Raw genomic sequence first — 15,929 nt, forward strand, 5'->3', positions numbered from 1 at the left:
CTGCCTTATCAGTGGCTATGGCCGTGGCTGTGGTCGTGATCGTGGGTGTGCGGCTGGGCATTGAGGTACTGCTGCAGCGTCGCGTGCTTGAGGTGCTCGACTTCGAACAGGCTGTCCAGGTGCTCGCGGGAGTTGACCAGGCCTTTGGCGCGCAGGGTGCCGGCCTTGTCGATCAGCGCGGCGTACGGCAGCTTGCCGATCTGGTAGGTCATGCCCACTTCCGGGCCGACCACATAAGTCGCGTCTTCCAGTTTGTGCTCACGGATCAGCGCTTGCTGGGCATCCATGTCGCCGTCGCTGACGAATACCACGTCGAGCGTACCGGCCTGTTCCCTGGCGATGGATTTGATCGCCGGCAGCAACGACTTGCAGATCGGGCAGGTCGGCGAGAGGAAGAACAGCAGTTGCGATTTCTCGCCGGCATAACCGAAGTTCACCGGACGACCGTGACGGTCGGCGGCGGTGATTTGCGGAGCGGCTTCGTTGACGGCCACACCTTTGTCGACCATCAGCGCGCCGGCCGGTGCCAGGCGACCGTGCAGTACGCCAATCTGCCGCACCAGGCCCATGACGACAAACGCCACGGCCACCAGCAGCACCCAGAGCAGAACGTTGGAAACTATCAAGCCTTCCATTTCGATTACCTACCAATCAATTTGAGCAGAAGAGGGGAGTTCGCCAGCAAGCCATCGGCGGCGGCGTAGATGAGCAGCGCGACGGCGGCGGCGGCCAGGGTCACGAAGCCATCGAACAGGTTGAGGTCGCGGGCCACCGGCGCAATGCCGGCCACCAGCGCCAGAGCGACCAGCGCACTGTTGCGCGCCAGCAGCACCGGGCGCAGCGGTTGTGCCTGGTCGGGACCGGCGCAACCGCAATCGATGTCCGCACGGCCGCGCCACAGGTTGATGCCGATGGCGGCGGCGTACAGCGCCAGCAGGCTGGCGGCGCTCAGCGCGGCGTAACCGCGGCTGACCGGCACCAGCAAGGCGAACGCGATGGCCAGTTCCAGCAGCGGCACCAGGCGCGCCGTCGGGCGCACCAGCGCTGCGGGCAGCAACTGGTAGTCCGCCAGCTGCTTGCTGAAGCGGGCCGGCGCGCGCAACTTGTGGGTCGCGGCACTGGCCAGCAACACCGCGATGGCGACGGCGCTGGCAATGATGAAGATCGGATCTGTGTGCATAACCGAACCTCTTAGTAGCTCAGGACCTGAGTCGCGGTCTTCGCGACTTTCGGCATGCTGCCGGTGAGCTTGTTGGTCTTCAGGTCGAAGATCTGCAGACCGCCTTCCACGTCGGTGCCGAGCAGCAGCGGTTTGTCGTCGCCGGTGGCCTGCATGCTCCACACCGGAACCGGTGCTTCGAGGGTGGCGATCTTCTTGTGAGTCTTGAGATCAAACGCCCAGATCAGCGGGCTCGGGTCTTCCCACTTCATCGCTTCGTGGGCGTCGTGCATCAGCACGTACAGACGGTCCAGCTTCGGCGCCACGGCCATCAGCTGCCAGCCACCCGGAGCCCAACCGGCTTTCTTTTCTTCATCGCTGACCAGCGACCAGGACGGCAGGATTTTCGGCGCATCGCCGGCGAAATCCACCGGGCGTACGGTGCCGGTGGTGGTGGTGAAGTAGTAGGTGTCGCCGACGTTGACCGCGCGTTCCACCAGTTTTTCCGCGTTCGGATCAAAGAACGGCGTGCGGCTGCGCGCGGTTTCCTGGCCCTGGTCGTTGAGGGTCACCACCTGCAGGCTGCCGTCGCCGCACAGCGAGGCGAAGCGGCGGTTGCCGACCGGGTAGTTGAGCACGCAACCGGGAATCGCGATTTCGCCGGCCACGGCCTTGGCCTGGGTGTCGACCACGGTCACCGAAGTCGACGGGGTGAAGTTGTAGACATAGACGAACTTGTCGTCGCCGCTCGGCTTGAGCGAGTAGCGCTGGGTCAGCGATTCGGCGCGCTTGTTCGGGATCAGTACTTCCCAGGCCGGCGACAGGGTCGAGCTGTCCCAGGCGGTCAGCACATCGGTACGGGTGCCACGGGTACCGCGCGAATACCAGATGTCTGCACTGTAGATAGTCTTCTTGTCATGGCTGAGGGTCGACGGCGCGGCAAAACCGGTCGGGACCATGCCGAGGATGCGCTTCTGGTCCGGGTCGACCACGGTCACGCGGCCAGCGACGAAACTGTCGAATTCGACGTCGATGACAAACGCGCGGTGAGCTTCGGGTGGAAACGCCAGAACGGTCTGGCCAATCGTACCGGCGGGCAAATCCGCACGGGCACTGTTCAAACCGAGTACAAGCAGGCTCAGGCCTAGCGCTGACTGTACGGAGATCCTGTTTGTTCGCATAAGGGGAACTTCCTGAATTGTTGGTAACGCGGATCGCGGGTGCTTTGGCAGATTTTTACCCTTTGATTCTGCCGTGCCCCGCGATCGCGAGAATTGCCCTGCCTGCCAAGTGTTTGTGTGTCTGTGCCAGTGTCATGAAACTGGCTGCGCAGGCTGATAAGGCGGGGGGTGGAGAGGGGGGGCAAAGGAGCTTTTGTGGTGAGGGGGCTTGTGTAGGTCAGGCGGGATTGGCGAGAGGCAGGGAGAAGGTAAATACAGCGCCGCACGGCTCCAGGTTCTGCGCCCAGATGTCGCCCCGATGCCGGCCGATGATGTTCTTGCACAGCGCCAGGCCGATGCCGTTGCCGCTGACCTTGGACGAGAAGAACCCGTCGAACAGCTTCTCTTGCGCCTGGGCCTGGATGCCACGGCCGCTGTCTTCGATGCGCACCAAAGCCACATCGTTGTCGCGGCTGGCATGGATGCGCAGCAGGCGACGTTCGGCCGGCAGGTCGGCCATTTCTTCAATGGCGTTGAAGGCCAGGTTGAGGATCACCTGGCCGATCAGCACTTTCTCGCAGCTCACCATCAGCGGTTCGGGCGAGTCGATGATTTCCACGCGCACCAGGCTCGGGTCGGCGCGCAGGCTGATGAAATAGCGGGTTTCGCGCAGCAGTTCATTGAGGTCGACGCGCTCTTCCGACTGCTCCAGCTTGACCACGTAATCGCGCACGCTCTTGATGATCACCGACGCATGCTCGATTTGCCGCACGGCGCTCTGCAGGCCCCAGGTGACAGCGGGGTCGGCATCGGCGACGTTGCCCAGGCGAATCACCGTGCCTTCGATGAAGTTGCGTGTTGCCGCCAGGGGCTGGCTCAGCTCGTGGGCAATCGCCACGGCCATTTCACCCATGGCGTTGTAGCGCGCCAGGTACTCGAGTTTCTGCTCGCTGAACCGCCGCGCCTCTTCGGCCTGCACCTGTTCGGTCACGTCGCGAAACAGCAGCAGGTGGCCGACCAGATCGTCCTCGATCTCGATGTAGCGGCAGGTTGCATCATGCCAGCGCCATTCGCCATCGCGGCGCTGCACTTGGTAATGCACGTTGAACGGCGCGTGCTCCGGCGTCTCCACGGCGAACCGTTGCAGCAAGCGCTGGCGTGAAGCGTCGTCGCACCAGGCCAGGAAGTTGTTGCCCATCAGCTTGTGCACTTCGCTGTCGAGCAGGTGCGCGCCGGAGTCGCTGATAAAGCGGATATCGCCCTCTGGCCCGAGTACGGCCACGCCTTCGGCCAGGTCCTGCATGAACGCCGTGAGTCGGCTCTCGAAACGCTTGAGGTCGCGCTTGACCTTGTCCTCCTTGGAAATGTCGCGGAACTGCACCATCAACACGTCGCGCCCGTCCAGGTGCACCAGGGTCGCCACCGCTTCGGACAGGATTTCCACCCCTTGCTTGGAGCGGTAGCACCACTCGATGGCCCGCTGCCCGGTGCGTGCGGCCCCTTCGAGCCAGCGCAGGCCTACCGAACGCCGGTATTTCGGCGCGTCGCGGGTCATGTCCGGGGCCTTGAGCGGCGTCAGTTCTTCCAGGGTAAAGCCCAGCGCCGCCAGGGCAGCGGCGTTGGCCCAGAGGATTTCCTTGGTGTGCGCGTCATGAAGAATGATGCACAGCGGCATGGCTTCGATCAGCGCATGAAAGTCGTTCGGTTTTGGCAGGTACATCGCACGGCCCCTGGCGGCAGAGATTTGCAGTATGGCGTTTTATACCTGCTCGCACAGCGCGATGCGCTCAGAGGTAACCGGCGTGGGCCTAGGGGTTTTCTTTAGCGCGGGGGCTGCACGCCCCAATAGTTGCGGGCGGACGCGGTTTTTACACTGGACCTCAATGCAAGGGCAACCACCGCGCTCCTTACCCCTGTAGGAGCGAGCTTGCTCGCGAAAAACGTCTGAACAACGCAGTCATCCAGACTGGGCTCGTTATCGTTGACGTCCATCGCGAGCAAGCTCGCTCCTACAGGTAGAGGGAACAGCGGAGCCCACCAACAATAATCACAACGGAGAACTAGCCCATGCTGCGTTCAGCTGTCGCGCAACAAGACCCTGTGTCCGCCCCGGTCGTGCCAATGGTCGAGAGTCAGCTATTTCAGCAAGTGCTGGATGAGGTGCGTCAACGCCGCGAGGAATTCGACGCCGGCTCCCACGTGCCTCGGGACATGATCGAGCGATTCAAGCAGGTGGGTATCTACCGCGCTGCCACGCCGAAATGCTTCGGCGGCGACGCCCTGGCTCCGGCACTGTTCCTGCAAATGATCGAACGCATCTCCGAAGCCGACGGCTCGGCGGGCTGGGTCGCCAGCTTCGGCAGCGCCGGTGTCTATCTGGCCGCCTTACCGCCAGAAACCCTGGCTGAACTCTATGCCGACAGCCCGGACCTGGTGTTCGCCGGCGGCCTGTTTCCGTTGCAACCGGCCGAAGCGGTCGAAGGCGGCTATCAGGTCAACGGCACCTGGAAATTCGCCAGCGGCTGCAAAGGCGCAGACCTTTTGGGCGTGGGCATCGGCGCCGCTGGCGGCAAGCCGCGCACCGCAGTATTTCGCCCTGGGCAGGTAGACATCGTCGAGAACTGGGAAGTGGTCGGCCTCAAAGGCACCGGCAGCCACGACCTGCGGGTGACGGACAAACGCGTTGATGAGCGCTGGACCTTCATCCGTGGCGGTGCCGCGACCATCGACGAACCGCTGTTCCGCTACCCGTCGATCGCCTATGCCGCGCAAGTGCTGGCGGTGGTCAACCTCGGCCTGGCCCGTGCAGCGCTGGACGAAATCAGCCGCATGGCGGGCGGCAGCGGCATCACCGGCGCGCCGAAATTGTCCGATCGCGCTTACGTGCGCATCGAGATCGCCAAGGCTGAAGCCAAGCTCAGCGCCGCGCGCGGTTTCTTCTACAACGCCACCGAACAGGTGTGGAACTCGATCCTGGCCGGCAACCCGGTCACGCCGGAGCAGACCAGCCTGCTGCGCCTGTCGGCGATCCATGTGTCCCAGGCCGGTGCCGAGGTGGTGCAGAGCGCCTACAGCCTGGCCGGCACCACCGCCATTTACCTGCGCCATCCGCTGCAGCGCTACCTGCGCGACTCGATGGTGGTGACCCAGCACGCCTTCCTCAGCGAAGGCCTGTACGACGGCGCCGGCTCGGTGTTCCTCGGCGTGCAGCCGTTCCCGGGCTACATCTGAACCCCCATTACTTTTTCAAGGAATCGCACCCATGTCGCAAACCACCCAAGAGCCATTGCGCGTCGTCTTCTGCATCGGCATCACCCAGAACTTTTTCGACCTGCCGACCGGCGAAGGCCTGAGCGTGTGGAAAGGCTTCAGCCAGATGATGGGTGACCTCGGCGCCATGCCGGGCATCACCGTGCTCGGTGCCATGGACGACGACCGCCTGATGGTCGGCCCGTCCACCACCTCGCCATGGACCGTGTACATCATGGCCGACGTCGACTGCCACCAGTCGGTGATCGACGCCTGCAACCTGTTCCGCACCACGCCGGTCGGCCAATACAGCCTGTGGCGCTACGCCAAGATCGAAGCGCGCATCGGTCGCCCGCTGACCATCCCTGATGCGGCCAGGGTGTAAGCCATGAACGAGGCCTTGCTGCAGCGTCTGGCGACGCTCGAAGGGGAAAGCGCAGTGCGTCGTTTGATGGCGCGCTACATGGACCTGTGCGACGTGCCGCGGGCGGCGATTCACTTGAGCCAGTTGGCGCAATTGTTCACCGAGGATGCGGTCTGGGAAGGCCTCGGCACCCAGACCGCGCAGACCTTCGGCCAGCACCACGGACGTGCGGCGGTGGCGACCTTTGTCGGCGGTTATCTGCCGCCGTCCGATCACTTCAAGCTGAACCTGCATTACCTCACCAGCGAGTCGATCGTGGTCGACGGTAACAAGGCGCAAGGGCAGTGGATCATGCAGCAGATCTCGACCTACGCCGATGGCCGCAACGAGCTGATCGGCACGCGTCTGAACATTGATTTTCGTTGCGTGGATGGCACTTGGCTGATCGCGCATTTCCGTACGCAGCGTTTGTTCAATACGGAGTTGAGTGCATGAGTACCTTCATCAGCGAATTCCTTCTCGGTGGCAACGGCAAGCGCGTCGCCATCAAGGACTCCATCGACATCGCCGGCCACCCGACCCGCTCGGGCAGCCGTGCTTTTGCCGATGCACCGGCGGCAACGAAAAACGCCGAAGTAGTCGACGCGATCCTCGACGCCGGTTGGCAAATCGTCGGCAAGACCAACCTGCATGAACTGGCGTTTGGCGTCACCGGCATCAACGACTTGACCGGCACGCCGATCAACCCGCAGGCGCCGGACCGCGTGCCGGGCGGTTCGTCCAGCGGTTCGGCTGCGGCGGTCGCGGCAGGTTTGGCGGACATCGCCATCGGCACCGACACCGGTGGTTCGGTGCGGGTGCCGGCCGCTTGCTGCGGCGTGGCCGGGCTCAAGCCGACTTACGGCCGAGTCAGCCGTGTTGGCGCCCATCCGCTGGAATCCAGCCTCGATTGCGTCGGGCCGTTCGCCAAAAGCATGGACGACCTGATCGCGGCGATGCAGGTGATCTGTCCGGGCTTTGCAGTTCAGGGCTTGCCGGGCGCCGGTGCAAAAGTCGCCTTCCTTGACGTGAACTGCGACCCGCACCTGCAAGCCTGCCTGGGTGCCGCCGCCGACCGCGCCGGATGGCGCCGCGGCAATTTGCATTTGAGCGAGTTCGAAGCAGCGTTCGCCGCCGGCCTGACCGTGATCAATTTCGAAAACTGGGCGGCGTTCGGCCACCTGACCGGCCAGGGCTTGATCGGCGCCGACGTGGAAACACGTTTGCTGGCGGCCAGCCGCACCACGCGCCAAGACCTGGCCGAGGCCGAAGCCGTGCGTGCAGCGTTCACCCAACAAGTGGACGCAGCGCTGGAAGACTTTGCCGTATTGCTGCTGCCGACACTGCCAACCCTGCCGCCGACCCTCGGCGAAGCCCGCGCCGGCAGCAAGGCCGTGGCCGGCATGACCCCGCTGGTACGTCCCTTCAACCTCAGCGGCCATCCGGCCCTGACGGTGCCGGTGGAACTCGACTGCGGCGGGCTGAAAGTCGGCCTGCAAATAGTCGGTCGCAAAGGTCAGGACGAACTGGTCTGCGCCTTTGGTGCGCAGCTGCAAGCCTCTACCACTCAATCATAAAAAGAAGCCATGAGGAGAACCGCATGAGCACTCATGAATATCAGCTGATCGCATCGTCGAAAAGCCCCGAAGACCTGGTCCAGCACGACCGCGTCGACGTCTCGTTGTACAACGATCCAGCACTGTTCGAAGCCGAGCTGGACAAGATTTTCTACCGCACCTGGGTGTGGGTTGCCCACGAGAGCGAAGTGCGCAACAGCGGCGACTTCAAGACCGCCATGGTCGGCCGTCGCCCGGTGATTGTCGTGCGCGACAAGAAGAACAACATCAACGTGCTGGAAAACCGTTGCCGGCACCGTGGCGCCACCGTGTGCGAGAAGCACAAGGGCAACGCCACCGGATTTACCTGCCCGTACCACAGCTGGTCCTATGGCCTGGACGGCAAGCTGCGCGCGCTGCCGTATCCGGACGGTTACGAAGGCATCCTGGAGAAATCCGAGCTGCCGCTGACCAGCCTGCGGGTCGAAAGCTACGCCGGCATGGTCTTCGCCAGCTACAACGACGAGATCGAGCCGCTGGAAGACTTCCTCGGTGGCGCGAAGCACTGGATGGACCTGTTCATGAAGCAGGGCGCCGGCTACCCGATCAAGACCCAGGGCGAGCACAAGTTCAGCTTCAAGGGCAACTGGAAGATCCAGCTGGAAAACACCACCGACGGTTACCACTTCCCGATCGTGCACAAGTCGTTCATGTCGTCGGTGGATGAAGAAACCTCGGAAATGCTCTCGTTCATGACCGACGAGCAAGCCGTGACCCACTCGCTGGGCAATGGCCACAGCGTGATGGTGATGGTGCCGGAGCACGTCGACCTCGATCACGACGACGGCACCGAGCAGTTGCAGGAACGCTTCGCCCACGTCACTGAAGAGCTGTCGAAAACCATGCCGGCCGATCAGGTGCGTCGCATCGTGCGTTCGCTGCACGGCGCCGGGTTCAACCTGAACCTGTTCCCCAACGTGGCGATGTCGATGTCGTTCTTCCGTGTGCTGCGCCCGGTGTCGGTCACCGAGACGGAGATCCGTCACGTTGCCCTCGGCATGGACGGCGGCCCGGAAGTCGCCAACCGCGAGCGCATGCGCATCCACGAACACTTCCAGGGCCCGTTCGGTTTCGGCAGCCCCGACGATGCCGAGGCCTGGGACCGCGTGCAGCGCGGCTCGTATGCCGGCGTCGACGCGCCGATCCTGGTCAACCGCGGCCTGAACCGCGAAATCACCGCTGAAAACGGCGACAAGGTCAGCCACGCCACCGACGAAGGCGGCATGCGCGGTGCCTACGACATGTGGAAAAGGATGATGAGCCAATGAGCAATCACGACACCCTGAATGGTTTTTCCGGCCCGTTGGCCCAGGCCATCGAATTCATCTGGCGCGAAGCCGAACTGCTCGACCACAAGAACTACGCCGAATGGGCGACCCTGTGGAGCGAAAGCGGCAAGTACATCGTGCCGATCGACCCGGACACCGAAGATTTCGAGGCGACCCTGAACTACGCCTACGACGATGCGCGCATGCGTGACCTGCGCATCGAACGCCTGACCGCGGGCTACTCGCCGTCGGCGGTGGATGCTGCGAAAACCATTCGCACGGTCTCGCGTTTCCGTCTGGTGGAAGCGGCCGGCGACATCGTCGAAGTGAACTCCGCGCAGCTGCTGTACGCCTACAAGCGCGGCGTGCACACGCCGTTCGTGGCGGACCTGAACCACCGTATCCGCTTCACCGACGGCGTGCCGACCCTGGAGCGCAAAGTGGTGCGCCTGATCAACTCCACCGACAGCCTGAGCGCGCTCGGCTTCCTTTTGTGAGGGCAACATCATGAGTCGAGTAGCCCTTGTAACGGGTGCCTCGCGCGGGCTGGGCGAATGCATCGCCCGCCGTCTGCACGCGGCGGGTTATCGCGTCGCCCTGGCGGATGTGCGCCTCGATGGCGTGCAGCAACTGGCCGCAGAACTGGATGGCAGTGGCGCCAGCGCCGTCGCCATCGAGCTGGATGTGCGCAGCAAGGCTGACTTCCAGCGTGCCCGCGACCTGCTCGCCGAGCGCTGGGGCGGCACTGACATCCTGGTGAACAATGCCGGTGTGTCGAAGGTCGCGGCGTTGATGGACATCACGCCGGAAGAGTTCGACGAGTCGATGGCGATCAACCTGCGCGGTACCTTCGTCGCCTGCCAGGTGTTCGGCGCGCACTTCGCCGAGCGCGGTTTCGGGCGCATCGTCAACATCGCGTCCCTGGCCGGACAGAACGGCGGCACTGCCACCGGCGCGCATTACGCGGCGGCCAAGGGCGGCGTGGCGACCCTGACCAAGGTCTTCGCCCGGGAACTGGCACCGCAAGGGGTGACGGTCAACAGCATCTCGCCGGGTCCGCTGGACTTGCCGATAGTGCGTGAAAGTGTGGCGCCGGAGCGTCTGGAACAGATTCTCAAGATGATCCCGGCCGGCACCCTCGGTGACCCTGCGTTCATCGCCGACAGCGTGTTGCTGCTGATCGCCGATAACGCGACTTCCGTGACGGGCGCGTGCCTGGACGTCAACGGCGGCTTGTTCATGCGCTGATTGGCTCGCCGAAAAATAACCCTTGTAGGAGCCGGCTTGCTGGCGATGGCGGCCTTGAGTCATGCATCGCCTATCAGGGCGCCTTCGCCAGCAAGCCGGCTCCTACAAGTGCTGTGTTAAACAAAAATATATTCAGGTGATGCAATGATGAAGGTGAAGATCGAAAGGATCGTCGACGAAGCGCTGGATATCCGTTCCTTTCGCCTCGTGCGCAGTGACGGCCAGCCGCTCGACACCTATGAGCCGGGCGCCCACGTCGACCTGACCGGGCCGACCGGGGTGACCCGCCAGTATTCGCTGTGCAGCCCGCCGCAGGATCGCCGTGCGTATCTGGTGGCGGTGAAGAAAGAAGCGCAGTCGCGCGGTGGTTCCCTGGCGCTGCACGAGCAGGTAGAAGAGGGCATGGAGCTGGAAATGGGGGCGCCGCGCAACCTGTTCCGTCTTGATGAAAGTGCCCGCGAACACGTGCTGTTCGCCGCCGGTATCGGCGTCACGCCGCTGTTGAGCATGGCTTATCGACTGGCGGAAAGCGGCCAGCCGTACCGCCTGCATTACTTCGCTCGTTCGGCGCAGTACGCCGCGTTTACCGAACTGTTGGCGACAAACTTTGCCGATCAGGTGGAGTTTCACTACGGCGTGGAGCCTGCGGATCTGGACGGCGCATTGAGCGCATGCCTGGAGCGCGCCGGCAGCGCCGCCCATGTCTACACCTGCGGCCCGGCACCGTTCATGAACAAGGTGGTGGAAGTGGCTTCGCGCAGTCGCGCGGTCGATGCCATCCACCTCGAACACTTCGCCGCGGACCCGGCGGCCAACAGCGCCCCGGCCGGCGGTTTCGACGTGGAACTGGCCAGTTCCGGCGTGGTGTTGCACGTGCCGGCCGACAGCAGCCTGGTCGACGTGCTGCAAGCCCACGGCTGCGACATCGACACCGAGTGCCGCGAAGGCATCTGCGGCACCTGCATCGTCGAGGTCCTGGACGGTTTGCCGGAGCATCGCGACAACTGCCTGTCGAACAAGGAAAAGGCCTCCAACAAGCAGATCTGTGCCTGTGTATCGCGGGCGCTTTCCGCTCGTCTGGTATTGGACCTTTAAGACCAGGGAAGGCTGGAAAGCATGCGCCGGAGCCTGTTGAATGGGCGCCCGGCGGCCGTCGAGGGAGGAGACGGCTACAAACGAGAATGATTTTTAGCGAACCGCTCGACGAAGCGGTCGGAAAATAACAACAAAAACCCTGAGGCTTTGCGGACATGATTACAGCATCGACGGTGCGCAACGAGGCGTTCGAAAGTTGGTTGAGCCAGGTGAACCAGGCCTGTGGGCGTTTCGACGCGCGGGCGCTGGACACGGATTTCTACGGCGAACTGGCGGAATTTCGCAGCGGTGCGATCAACCTCAGTGTGGTCGACATGGCGCATGTGCATTTGTATCGCACCAGCAAGGACGTCAGCACCAGCAGCGACGGACACTACTACGCAGTGTTCCAGATGCGCGGCAGCTCGCAGCTGGAGCAGGGCGACAACCGCGCGAACCTGGGGTGTGGCGACATCGCGCTGATCGACGCCAGCCGTCCGAGCGACATGATCTACAACGACGACTGTCGACAGCTGTCATTGATACTTCCGCGCCAGGTGGTGGAACGTGGTTCGCACTTCAACGCCGTCAACTGTGCCACGCGCATCGCGGCGAGCAGCCCCCTGGCGGCGATGGCCAACAAGCTGGTGCTGGACACCCGTCAGCACGAAGGCCTGGACATGCAGGAAAGCGAGGCCGTGCTCGATGCCCTGGCCAGCCTGCTGCTGCCGGGCATCAGCGCTCGCGACAGCGCTGCCGATCCCCATGAACGGCAATTCCGCAAGATCATCGCCTTCATTGATGCACACCTCAGCGACGAAGAACTGTGCCCCGAACTGATCGCCCGTGAAGTGGGCATATCCGTGCGCGGCCTGTACCGGATGTTCTCCAAGCGCGGGTTGGTGGTGGCGCAATACATCAAGCATCGCCGCCTGGACTTCTGCGCGGAAAACCTGCGCCGCGCCGATGTCGATCAGAAGCTGTCGGCGTTGTGTTATGCCTGGGGGTTCTCGGACTCGAGCTACTTCTCGTCGGCGTTCAAGTCGCGCTTTGGCGTGTCGCCGGGGGCTTATCGCAAGCGCTATAGCCAGATCTGACAGCGCGTTATCGTTCATCGTCAGAACGCCGCCCGGAGCAAGCCCGCTCCCACAGTATCTGCGTCGTACACAAATGCTGTGCGCACTGAAGAACCTGTGGGAGCGGGCTTTACCGCGATGGCGGCCTTATGACCGCCACAATCACTCAGTGCCGCACCGGCTCTTCCACCGGCAAATGCAGCACCTCGCGCACCAGCATGGCGATGCTGGTCACGCCCATCTTTTCCTTGATCTTGGTGCGGTGCACGTCAACGGTCTTCACGCTGATGTTGAGCTCGCGCGCGATCACCTTGCTGGCCTTGCCATCGATCACCAGCATCAACACTTCGCGCTCTCGGCTGGTCAGCAGCGCCAGCTTGCCTTGCAGGTTCTGCCGCTGCTGCTGATCGGCCTGGGCGTGCACGGCGGTTTTCAGCGCCGCCTGGATGCGGTCGATCATCTGCTGCGGGTTGTAGGGCTTCTCGACGAAGTCCAGCGCGCCGTTCTTCATCGCCGCGACCGACATCGGGATATCGCCATGGGCCGAGACGAAGATGGTCGGCAGGGTACTGCCGCGCTGGTTGAGGATTTCCTGCAACTGGAAACCGCTGGTCTCCGGCATGCGCACGTCGAGCACCAGGCAGGCGGGCTGCTTGGGGTCGTATTGGCTGAGGAATTCTTCGGCGCCGGCAAAGCACTGCGCCTGCACGCTGACCGACTCCAGCAACCACGCCAGCGAAGTGCGCAGGTCCTTGTCGTCGTCAACGATGTAAACAATCGGTTTGCGGGTTTCCATCGGGGCTGCCACGAAAATTCTAATTATTGTTTTCGCACGCGAACGCGCGGCACGCATCGGCTCGTCTTTGCCGAGCCAGTAAGCAGAATACCCACTGTGGCCGGCCCTTGCGATAAAGAAACCACCTAGTCGACTAGCGGAAACCCAACCTCGTCATGGGGATCGTCAGAATGGTTGTGCCGCGCCCGCAGCCTTAGTCTTGTTCCATCACCTACGGGCCGCTCAACGGCGGTCCTCCTGAAGGAAGGGGCATCGACATGGCCGACCTGAGCCAGCAGCAAATCGACTTTCGCAACGCCATGGCGCAGCTGCCTGCCGCGGTGAACATCATCACCACCAACGGCCCCGGCGGCCGTTGCGGCATCACCGCCAGCGCCGTGTGCTCGGTGACCGACTCGCCGCCCACGGTGCTGGTGTGCGTCAACCGCAACAGCGCCACCCACGACGTGTTCCGCACCAACGGCCACCTGTGCATCAACGTGCTGTGTGGCGAGCAGGAAGAACTGGCCCGGCACTTCGCCGGCATGACCCAGGTGCCGATGGCCGAACGCTTCGCCTGGGACCTGTGGGACGACGGCGCCGCCGACGTGCCGGTGCTGCGCGATGCCCTGGTGCAACTGGAAGGACGCATCAGCGAATGCAAGGAAGTGGGCTCGCATTCGGTGATGTTCGTCGAGCTGACGAAGGTCGGCGTGCGCGAACCGCGTGACAGCCTGGTGTATTTCAACCGCCTGTTTCATCGCCTCGAGCATGCCGGGGCGCATTGCTGAACTCCCCCCACCCAACCTGTAGGAGCTGGCTTGCCAGCGATGAGGCCCTGAAGACCGCCATCGCCAGCAAGCCGGCTCCTACCTCGCAGTGATCACCGACAGTTTGCTGATCCCCGCCCGCTCGATCGAGGCCATGGCGCGAGCCACTTCGCCATAATTCACGCCGTCATCGGCCTGCAATTGCACGCGCACTTCCGGGTCCTTGGCCTTGGCCGCCTTAAGGTTGAACTCCAGCAGATCCGGCTGGATTTCATCCTTGTTGATGAACACTTTACCGGCGCCGTCGATGCTCACCACCAACGGGTCTTTCTGCTCCACGGGCGCCACGGCTTCGGTCTTGGGCAGGTTGATCGGGATCGCATTGGTCAGCAGCGGCGCGGTGACGATGAACACCACCAACAGCACCAGCATCACGTCCACCAGGGGCGTGACGTTGATCTCACTGAGTACTTCATCGCTGTCTTGAGTCGAAAAGGCCATGTCAGGACGCCTCCTTGATTTTCTGCCCGGAGGTGCTGGCGCCGGATTTACCCGCGACTGGGGTCAGCAGTACGCGGAACGCATGCTTCTGCGCGAGGTTGTAGAAGTCGTGCGCAAAGTCATCCAGGTCTGCCGCCGTCAGCTTCAGGCGACGCAGGAAGTAGTTGTAGACCAGCACCGCCGGCACGGCGACGGCAATACCGACGCCCGTGGCGACCAGTGCGGCGCCGATGGGGCCCGCCACGGTTTCCAGGCTCGCCGAACCCGCTGCACTGATCCCTTTCAACGCGGACATGATCCCCCAGACGGTGCCGAACAGGCCGATGAAGGGCGAGGTGCTGCCGATACTGGCGAGGATTGCCAAGCCGGTTTCCAGGGAGCGCCGTTCACGCACGATCTGCTGGCGCAGAGCACGCTCGAGGCGGTCCTGATGATTGATCGACTGGCTGAGGTCGGCGTTCTGGCTGTCACTGATCTGGATCGCGTTGTAACCGGCAAGCGCAACGCGGGCCGCGGCGCCAGGCAGGTTGTTGGCGAAATCGGCGGCCGATTCAAGGCTCGAGGCGGCCCAGAACTGCCGGTGGAATTTGCGGTCCTGCGCCTTCAGCCGAGTGAACTGCAGTCCCTTGAGCAAGGCCAGGCCCCAGGTCGCGACGGAGAAGACGATCAACAGCCAGATGACGGCGTGTTCGATGGATTCGAAGGGGGAGGTGAGTAGATTCATGGTCGGGTGCTCCAGCAAGGCATTGGATCGGTTGTAGCGATGCGCCTTTTGTCAGGTAGCCCGCGAGGTATCGATAGGTTTGAGTTACTTGATCTTGAAGTCGATGGGCACGCTGACCCAGCCGTCCAGCGCGGTGTTGCCTTGCCTGGCCGGGACGAAGCTCCAGCGTTTCACGGCGGCCAGTGCGGCGTCGTCCAGCGATTCGCGGCCACTGCTTTTCTGAATCTGGATTTCACCGGGTTTACCGCTGGCCAACACATGCACGCGCAACAACACCGTGCCTTGCCAGCCCCGGCGCATGGCCTGGGACGGGTACTCCGGCGCCGGGTTGTGCAGGTAACCGGCAGTCGCCGAAGCCGGGGTCACCGGCTGAGGGGCAGGCGGTGCCGCAGGTGCTGGCGCCGCCGCTACCGGTTGTGCTGTTACGGGTGGGGCAGGTTGCGCTGTCACGGGTTTGGCCACCGGTTTAGGCACTGGCTTGATCACAGGCTTGGGCTTGGGTATCGGCTTGGGCGGTGGCGGCTTGACGGCCAGTTCATCTTCCACCGGTGGCGGCGGTTCCACCACGGGTTGGGCAATCGGCTCGGGCGCAGGTGGTTCGACAACGGGTGGCGCCGGTTGCGAGAACTCGATGGTCATCGGCGGAATTTCCGGCGGCACCACAGGCAGTTCCGGCGCCGGTATCTGGTTGACCCAGACGATCACCGCGCCATGCAGGACCAGCGCCAACACGGCGAGCAAGACCACCTCGCGACGATTCAACAGCCGTTGCGGTGTACGTTGCAGGCGAGACAGTGCCAGGGGCTCGCGAAACACCCGGCCAAGGTTGAGCAGCTCACCCAGGCCCGGGCTCTGGAACACCTGCGGCAGACTGGCGGGGCTTTGGACATTGCCCATTTGTTTACT

Annotated in this window: 18 protein-coding genes; 10 read left to right on the forward strand and 8 right to left on the reverse strand. The window is 63.3% G+C overall.

Annotated elements, in window-relative coordinates:
• Nucleotides 1-8: 8 nt before the first annotated feature.
• The 4 genes from mauD to EI969_RS14130 all read right to left on the reverse strand — a co-directional run bounded on the left by mauD (nucleotide 9) and on the right by EI969_RS14130 (nucleotide 4,039).
• On the reverse strand, nucleotides 9-635 hold the full coding sequence (gene mauD, locus EI969_RS14115) for a methylamine dehydrogenase accessory protein MauD (protein WP_160388348.1): 627 nt from the start codon (nucleotides 633-635) through the stop codon (nucleotides 9-11).
• Nucleotides 636-640: 5 nt separating this feature from the next.
• Nucleotides 641-1,180: a MauE/DoxX family redox-associated membrane protein gene (locus EI969_RS14120; protein ID WP_160388349.1), complete on the reverse strand. Its 540-nt coding sequence runs from the start codon at nucleotides 1,178-1,180 to the stop codon at nucleotides 641-643.
• Nucleotides 1,181-1,191: 11 nt separating this feature from the next.
• Nucleotides 1,192-2,340, reverse strand: coding sequence for an amine dehydrogenase large subunit (locus EI969_RS14125; protein WP_160388350.1), 1,149 nt, complete (start codon nucleotides 2,338-2,340; stop codon nucleotides 1,192-1,194).
• 217 nt (nucleotides 2,341-2,557) lie between these two features.
• Nucleotides 2,558-4,039: a sensor histidine kinase gene (locus EI969_RS14130; RefSeq protein WP_160388351.1), complete on the reverse strand. Its 1,482-nt coding sequence runs from the start codon at nucleotides 4,037-4,039 to the stop codon at nucleotides 2,558-2,560.
• Between the two features lie 347 nt (nucleotides 4,040-4,386).
• On the opposite strand from EI969_RS14130, the gene EI969_RS14135 reads away from it, so the two are divergent.
• From EI969_RS14135 to feaR, 9 genes are all read left to right on the forward strand, one after another.
• Nucleotides 4,387-5,550, forward strand: a complete 1,164-nt coding sequence (locus EI969_RS14135) for an acyl-CoA dehydrogenase family protein (RefSeq protein WP_160388352.1) — start codon at nucleotides 4,387-4,389, stop codon at nucleotides 5,548-5,550.
• Nucleotides 5,551-5,581: 31 nt separating this feature from the next.
• Complete coding sequence (locus tag EI969_RS14140; RefSeq protein ID WP_110661140.1) at nucleotides 5,582-5,953, forward strand: hypothetical protein; 372 nt, start codon at nucleotides 5,582-5,584, stop codon at nucleotides 5,951-5,953.
• A 3-nt stretch (nucleotides 5,954-5,956) separates the two neighbouring features.
• Nucleotides 5,957-6,427: a nuclear transport factor 2 family protein gene (locus EI969_RS14145; RefSeq protein ID WP_160388353.1), complete on the forward strand. Its 471-nt coding sequence runs from the start codon at nucleotides 5,957-5,959 to the stop codon at nucleotides 6,425-6,427.
• On the forward strand, nucleotides 6,424-7,548 hold the full coding sequence (locus EI969_RS14150; RefSeq protein WP_160388354.1) for an amidase: 1,125 nt from the start codon (nucleotides 6,424-6,426) through the stop codon (nucleotides 7,546-7,548). Before EI969_RS14145 ends, EI969_RS14150 begins: the two co-directional genes overlap by 4 nt.
• A gap of 23 nt (nucleotides 7,549-7,571) precedes the next feature.
• Nucleotides 7,572-8,855 carry a Rieske 2Fe-2S domain-containing protein gene (locus EI969_RS14155; protein ID WP_160388355.1) on the forward strand — a complete coding sequence of 428 codons (1,284 nt, stop codon included), beginning with the start codon at nucleotides 7,572-7,574 and terminating at the stop codon, nucleotides 8,853-8,855.
• On the forward strand, nucleotides 8,852-9,352 hold the full coding sequence (locus EI969_RS14160; RefSeq protein ID WP_077048276.1) for an aromatic-ring-hydroxylating dioxygenase subunit beta: 501 nt from the start codon (nucleotides 8,852-8,854) through the stop codon (nucleotides 9,350-9,352). Before EI969_RS14155 ends, EI969_RS14160 begins: the two co-directional genes overlap by 4 nt.
• A gap of 10 nt (nucleotides 9,353-9,362) precedes the next feature.
• On the forward strand, nucleotides 9,363-10,103 hold the full coding sequence (locus EI969_RS14165; protein WP_160388356.1) for an SDR family NAD(P)-dependent oxidoreductase: 741 nt from the start codon (nucleotides 9,363-9,365) through the stop codon (nucleotides 10,101-10,103).
• A gap of 144 nt (nucleotides 10,104-10,247) precedes the next feature.
• On the forward strand, nucleotides 10,248-11,198 hold the full coding sequence (locus EI969_RS14170; protein ID WP_160388357.1) for a PDR/VanB family oxidoreductase: 951 nt from the start codon (nucleotides 10,248-10,250) through the stop codon (nucleotides 11,196-11,198).
• A 155-nt stretch (nucleotides 11,199-11,353) separates the two neighbouring features.
• Entirely contained in the window at nucleotides 11,354-12,274 is a 921-nt protein-coding gene (gene feaR / locus EI969_RS14175; RefSeq protein WP_160388358.1) for a transcriptional regulator FeaR, read from the forward strand.
• A gap of 145 nt (nucleotides 12,275-12,419) precedes the next feature.
• On the opposite strand, the gene EI969_RS14180 is transcribed toward feaR, so the two are convergent.
• Complete coding sequence (locus tag EI969_RS14180; RefSeq protein ID WP_160388359.1) at nucleotides 12,420-13,049, reverse strand: response regulator transcription factor; 630 nt, start codon at nucleotides 13,047-13,049, stop codon at nucleotides 12,420-12,422.
• A gap of 257 nt (nucleotides 13,050-13,306) precedes the next feature.
• Between EI969_RS14180 and hpaC the strand changes: the two genes are divergently transcribed.
• A complete protein-coding gene (gene hpaC, locus EI969_RS14185; protein WP_160388360.1) occupies nucleotides 13,307-13,819 on the forward strand; it encodes a 4-hydroxyphenylacetate 3-monooxygenase, reductase component in 513 nt (170 codons plus the stop codon).
• A 78-nt stretch (nucleotides 13,820-13,897) separates the two neighbouring features.
• Here the strand turns inward: hpaC and EI969_RS14190 are convergent, their stop codons facing one another.
• The 3 genes from EI969_RS14190 to EI969_RS14200 all read right to left on the reverse strand — a co-directional run bounded on the left by EI969_RS14190 (nucleotide 13,898) and on the right by EI969_RS14200 (nucleotide 15,920).
• Nucleotides 13,898-14,299, reverse strand: a complete 402-nt coding sequence (locus EI969_RS14190) for a biopolymer transporter ExbD (protein WP_160388361.1) — start codon at nucleotides 14,297-14,299, stop codon at nucleotides 13,898-13,900.
• 1 nt (nucleotide 14,300) lies between these two features.
• Entirely contained in the window at nucleotides 14,301-15,023 is a 723-nt protein-coding gene (locus tag EI969_RS14195; protein ID WP_160388362.1) for a MotA/TolQ/ExbB proton channel family protein, read from the reverse strand.
• An 84-nt stretch (nucleotides 15,024-15,107) separates the two neighbouring features.
• Nucleotides 15,108-15,920, reverse strand: coding sequence for an energy transducer TonB (locus tag EI969_RS14200; protein WP_160388363.1), 813 nt, complete (start codon nucleotides 15,918-15,920; stop codon nucleotides 15,108-15,110).
• Between the last annotated feature and the right edge of the window lie 9 nt (nucleotides 15,921-15,929).

This window comes from Pseudomonas sp. PB101 (assembly GCF_009764265.1).
Lineage (GTDB): Bacteria > Pseudomonadota > Gammaproteobacteria > Pseudomonadales > Pseudomonadaceae > Aquipseudomonas.

What these genes read in the sequence shown, in the direction of transcription:
- mauD (WP_160388348.1), bottom strand. Translation starts at nt 635, where the DNA reads ATGGAAGGCTTGATAGTTTCCAACGTTCTGCTCTGGGTGCTGCTGGTG.
- EI969_RS14120 (WP_160388349.1), bottom strand. Translation starts at nt 1,180, where the DNA reads ATGCACACAGATCCGATCTTCATCATTGCCAGCGCCGTCGCCATCGCG.
- EI969_RS14125 (WP_160388350.1), bottom strand. Translation starts at nt 2,340, where the DNA reads ATGCGAACAAACAGGATCTCCGTACAGTCAGCGCTAGGCCTGAGCCTG.
- EI969_RS14130 (WP_160388351.1), bottom strand. Translation starts at nt 4,039, where the DNA reads ATGTACCTGCCAAAACCGAACGACTTTCATGCGCTGATCGAAGCCATG.
- EI969_RS14135 (WP_160388352.1), top strand. Translation starts at nt 4,387, where the DNA reads ATGCTGCGTTCAGCTGTCGCGCAACAAGACCCTGTGTCCGCCCCGGTC.
- EI969_RS14140 (WP_110661140.1), top strand. Translation starts at nt 5,582, where the DNA reads ATGTCGCAAACCACCCAAGAGCCATTGCGCGTCGTCTTCTGCATCGGC.
- EI969_RS14145 (WP_160388353.1), top strand. Translation starts at nt 5,957, where the DNA reads ATGAACGAGGCCTTGCTGCAGCGTCTGGCGACGCTCGAAGGGGAAAGC.
- EI969_RS14150 (WP_160388354.1), top strand. Translation starts at nt 6,424, where the DNA reads ATGAGTACCTTCATCAGCGAATTCCTTCTCGGTGGCAACGGCAAGCGC.
- EI969_RS14155 (WP_160388355.1), top strand. Translation starts at nt 7,572, where the DNA reads ATGAGCACTCATGAATATCAGCTGATCGCATCGTCGAAAAGCCCCGAA.
- EI969_RS14160 (WP_077048276.1), top strand. Translation starts at nt 8,852, where the DNA reads ATGAGCAATCACGACACCCTGAATGGTTTTTCCGGCCCGTTGGCCCAG.
- EI969_RS14165 (WP_160388356.1), top strand. Translation starts at nt 9,363, where the DNA reads ATGAGTCGAGTAGCCCTTGTAACGGGTGCCTCGCGCGGGCTGGGCGAA.
- EI969_RS14170 (WP_160388357.1), top strand. Translation starts at nt 10,248, where the DNA reads ATGATGAAGGTGAAGATCGAAAGGATCGTCGACGAAGCGCTGGATATC.
- feaR (WP_160388358.1), top strand. Translation starts at nt 11,354, where the DNA reads ATGATTACAGCATCGACGGTGCGCAACGAGGCGTTCGAAAGTTGGTTG.
- EI969_RS14180 (WP_160388359.1), bottom strand. Translation starts at nt 13,049, where the DNA reads ATGGAAACCCGCAAACCGATTGTTTACATCGTTGACGACGACAAGGAC.
- hpaC (WP_160388360.1), top strand. Translation starts at nt 13,307, where the DNA reads ATGGCCGACCTGAGCCAGCAGCAAATCGACTTTCGCAACGCCATGGCG.
- EI969_RS14190 (WP_160388361.1), bottom strand. Translation starts at nt 14,299, where the DNA reads ATGGCCTTTTCGACTCAAGACAGCGATGAAGTACTCAGTGAGATCAAC.
- EI969_RS14195 (WP_160388362.1), bottom strand. Translation starts at nt 15,023, where the DNA reads ATGAATCTACTCACCTCCCCCTTCGAATCCATCGAACACGCCGTCATC.
- EI969_RS14200 (WP_160388363.1), bottom strand. Translation starts at nt 15,920, where the DNA reads ATGGGCAATGTCCAAAGCCCCGCCAGTCTGCCGCAGGTGTTCCAGAGC.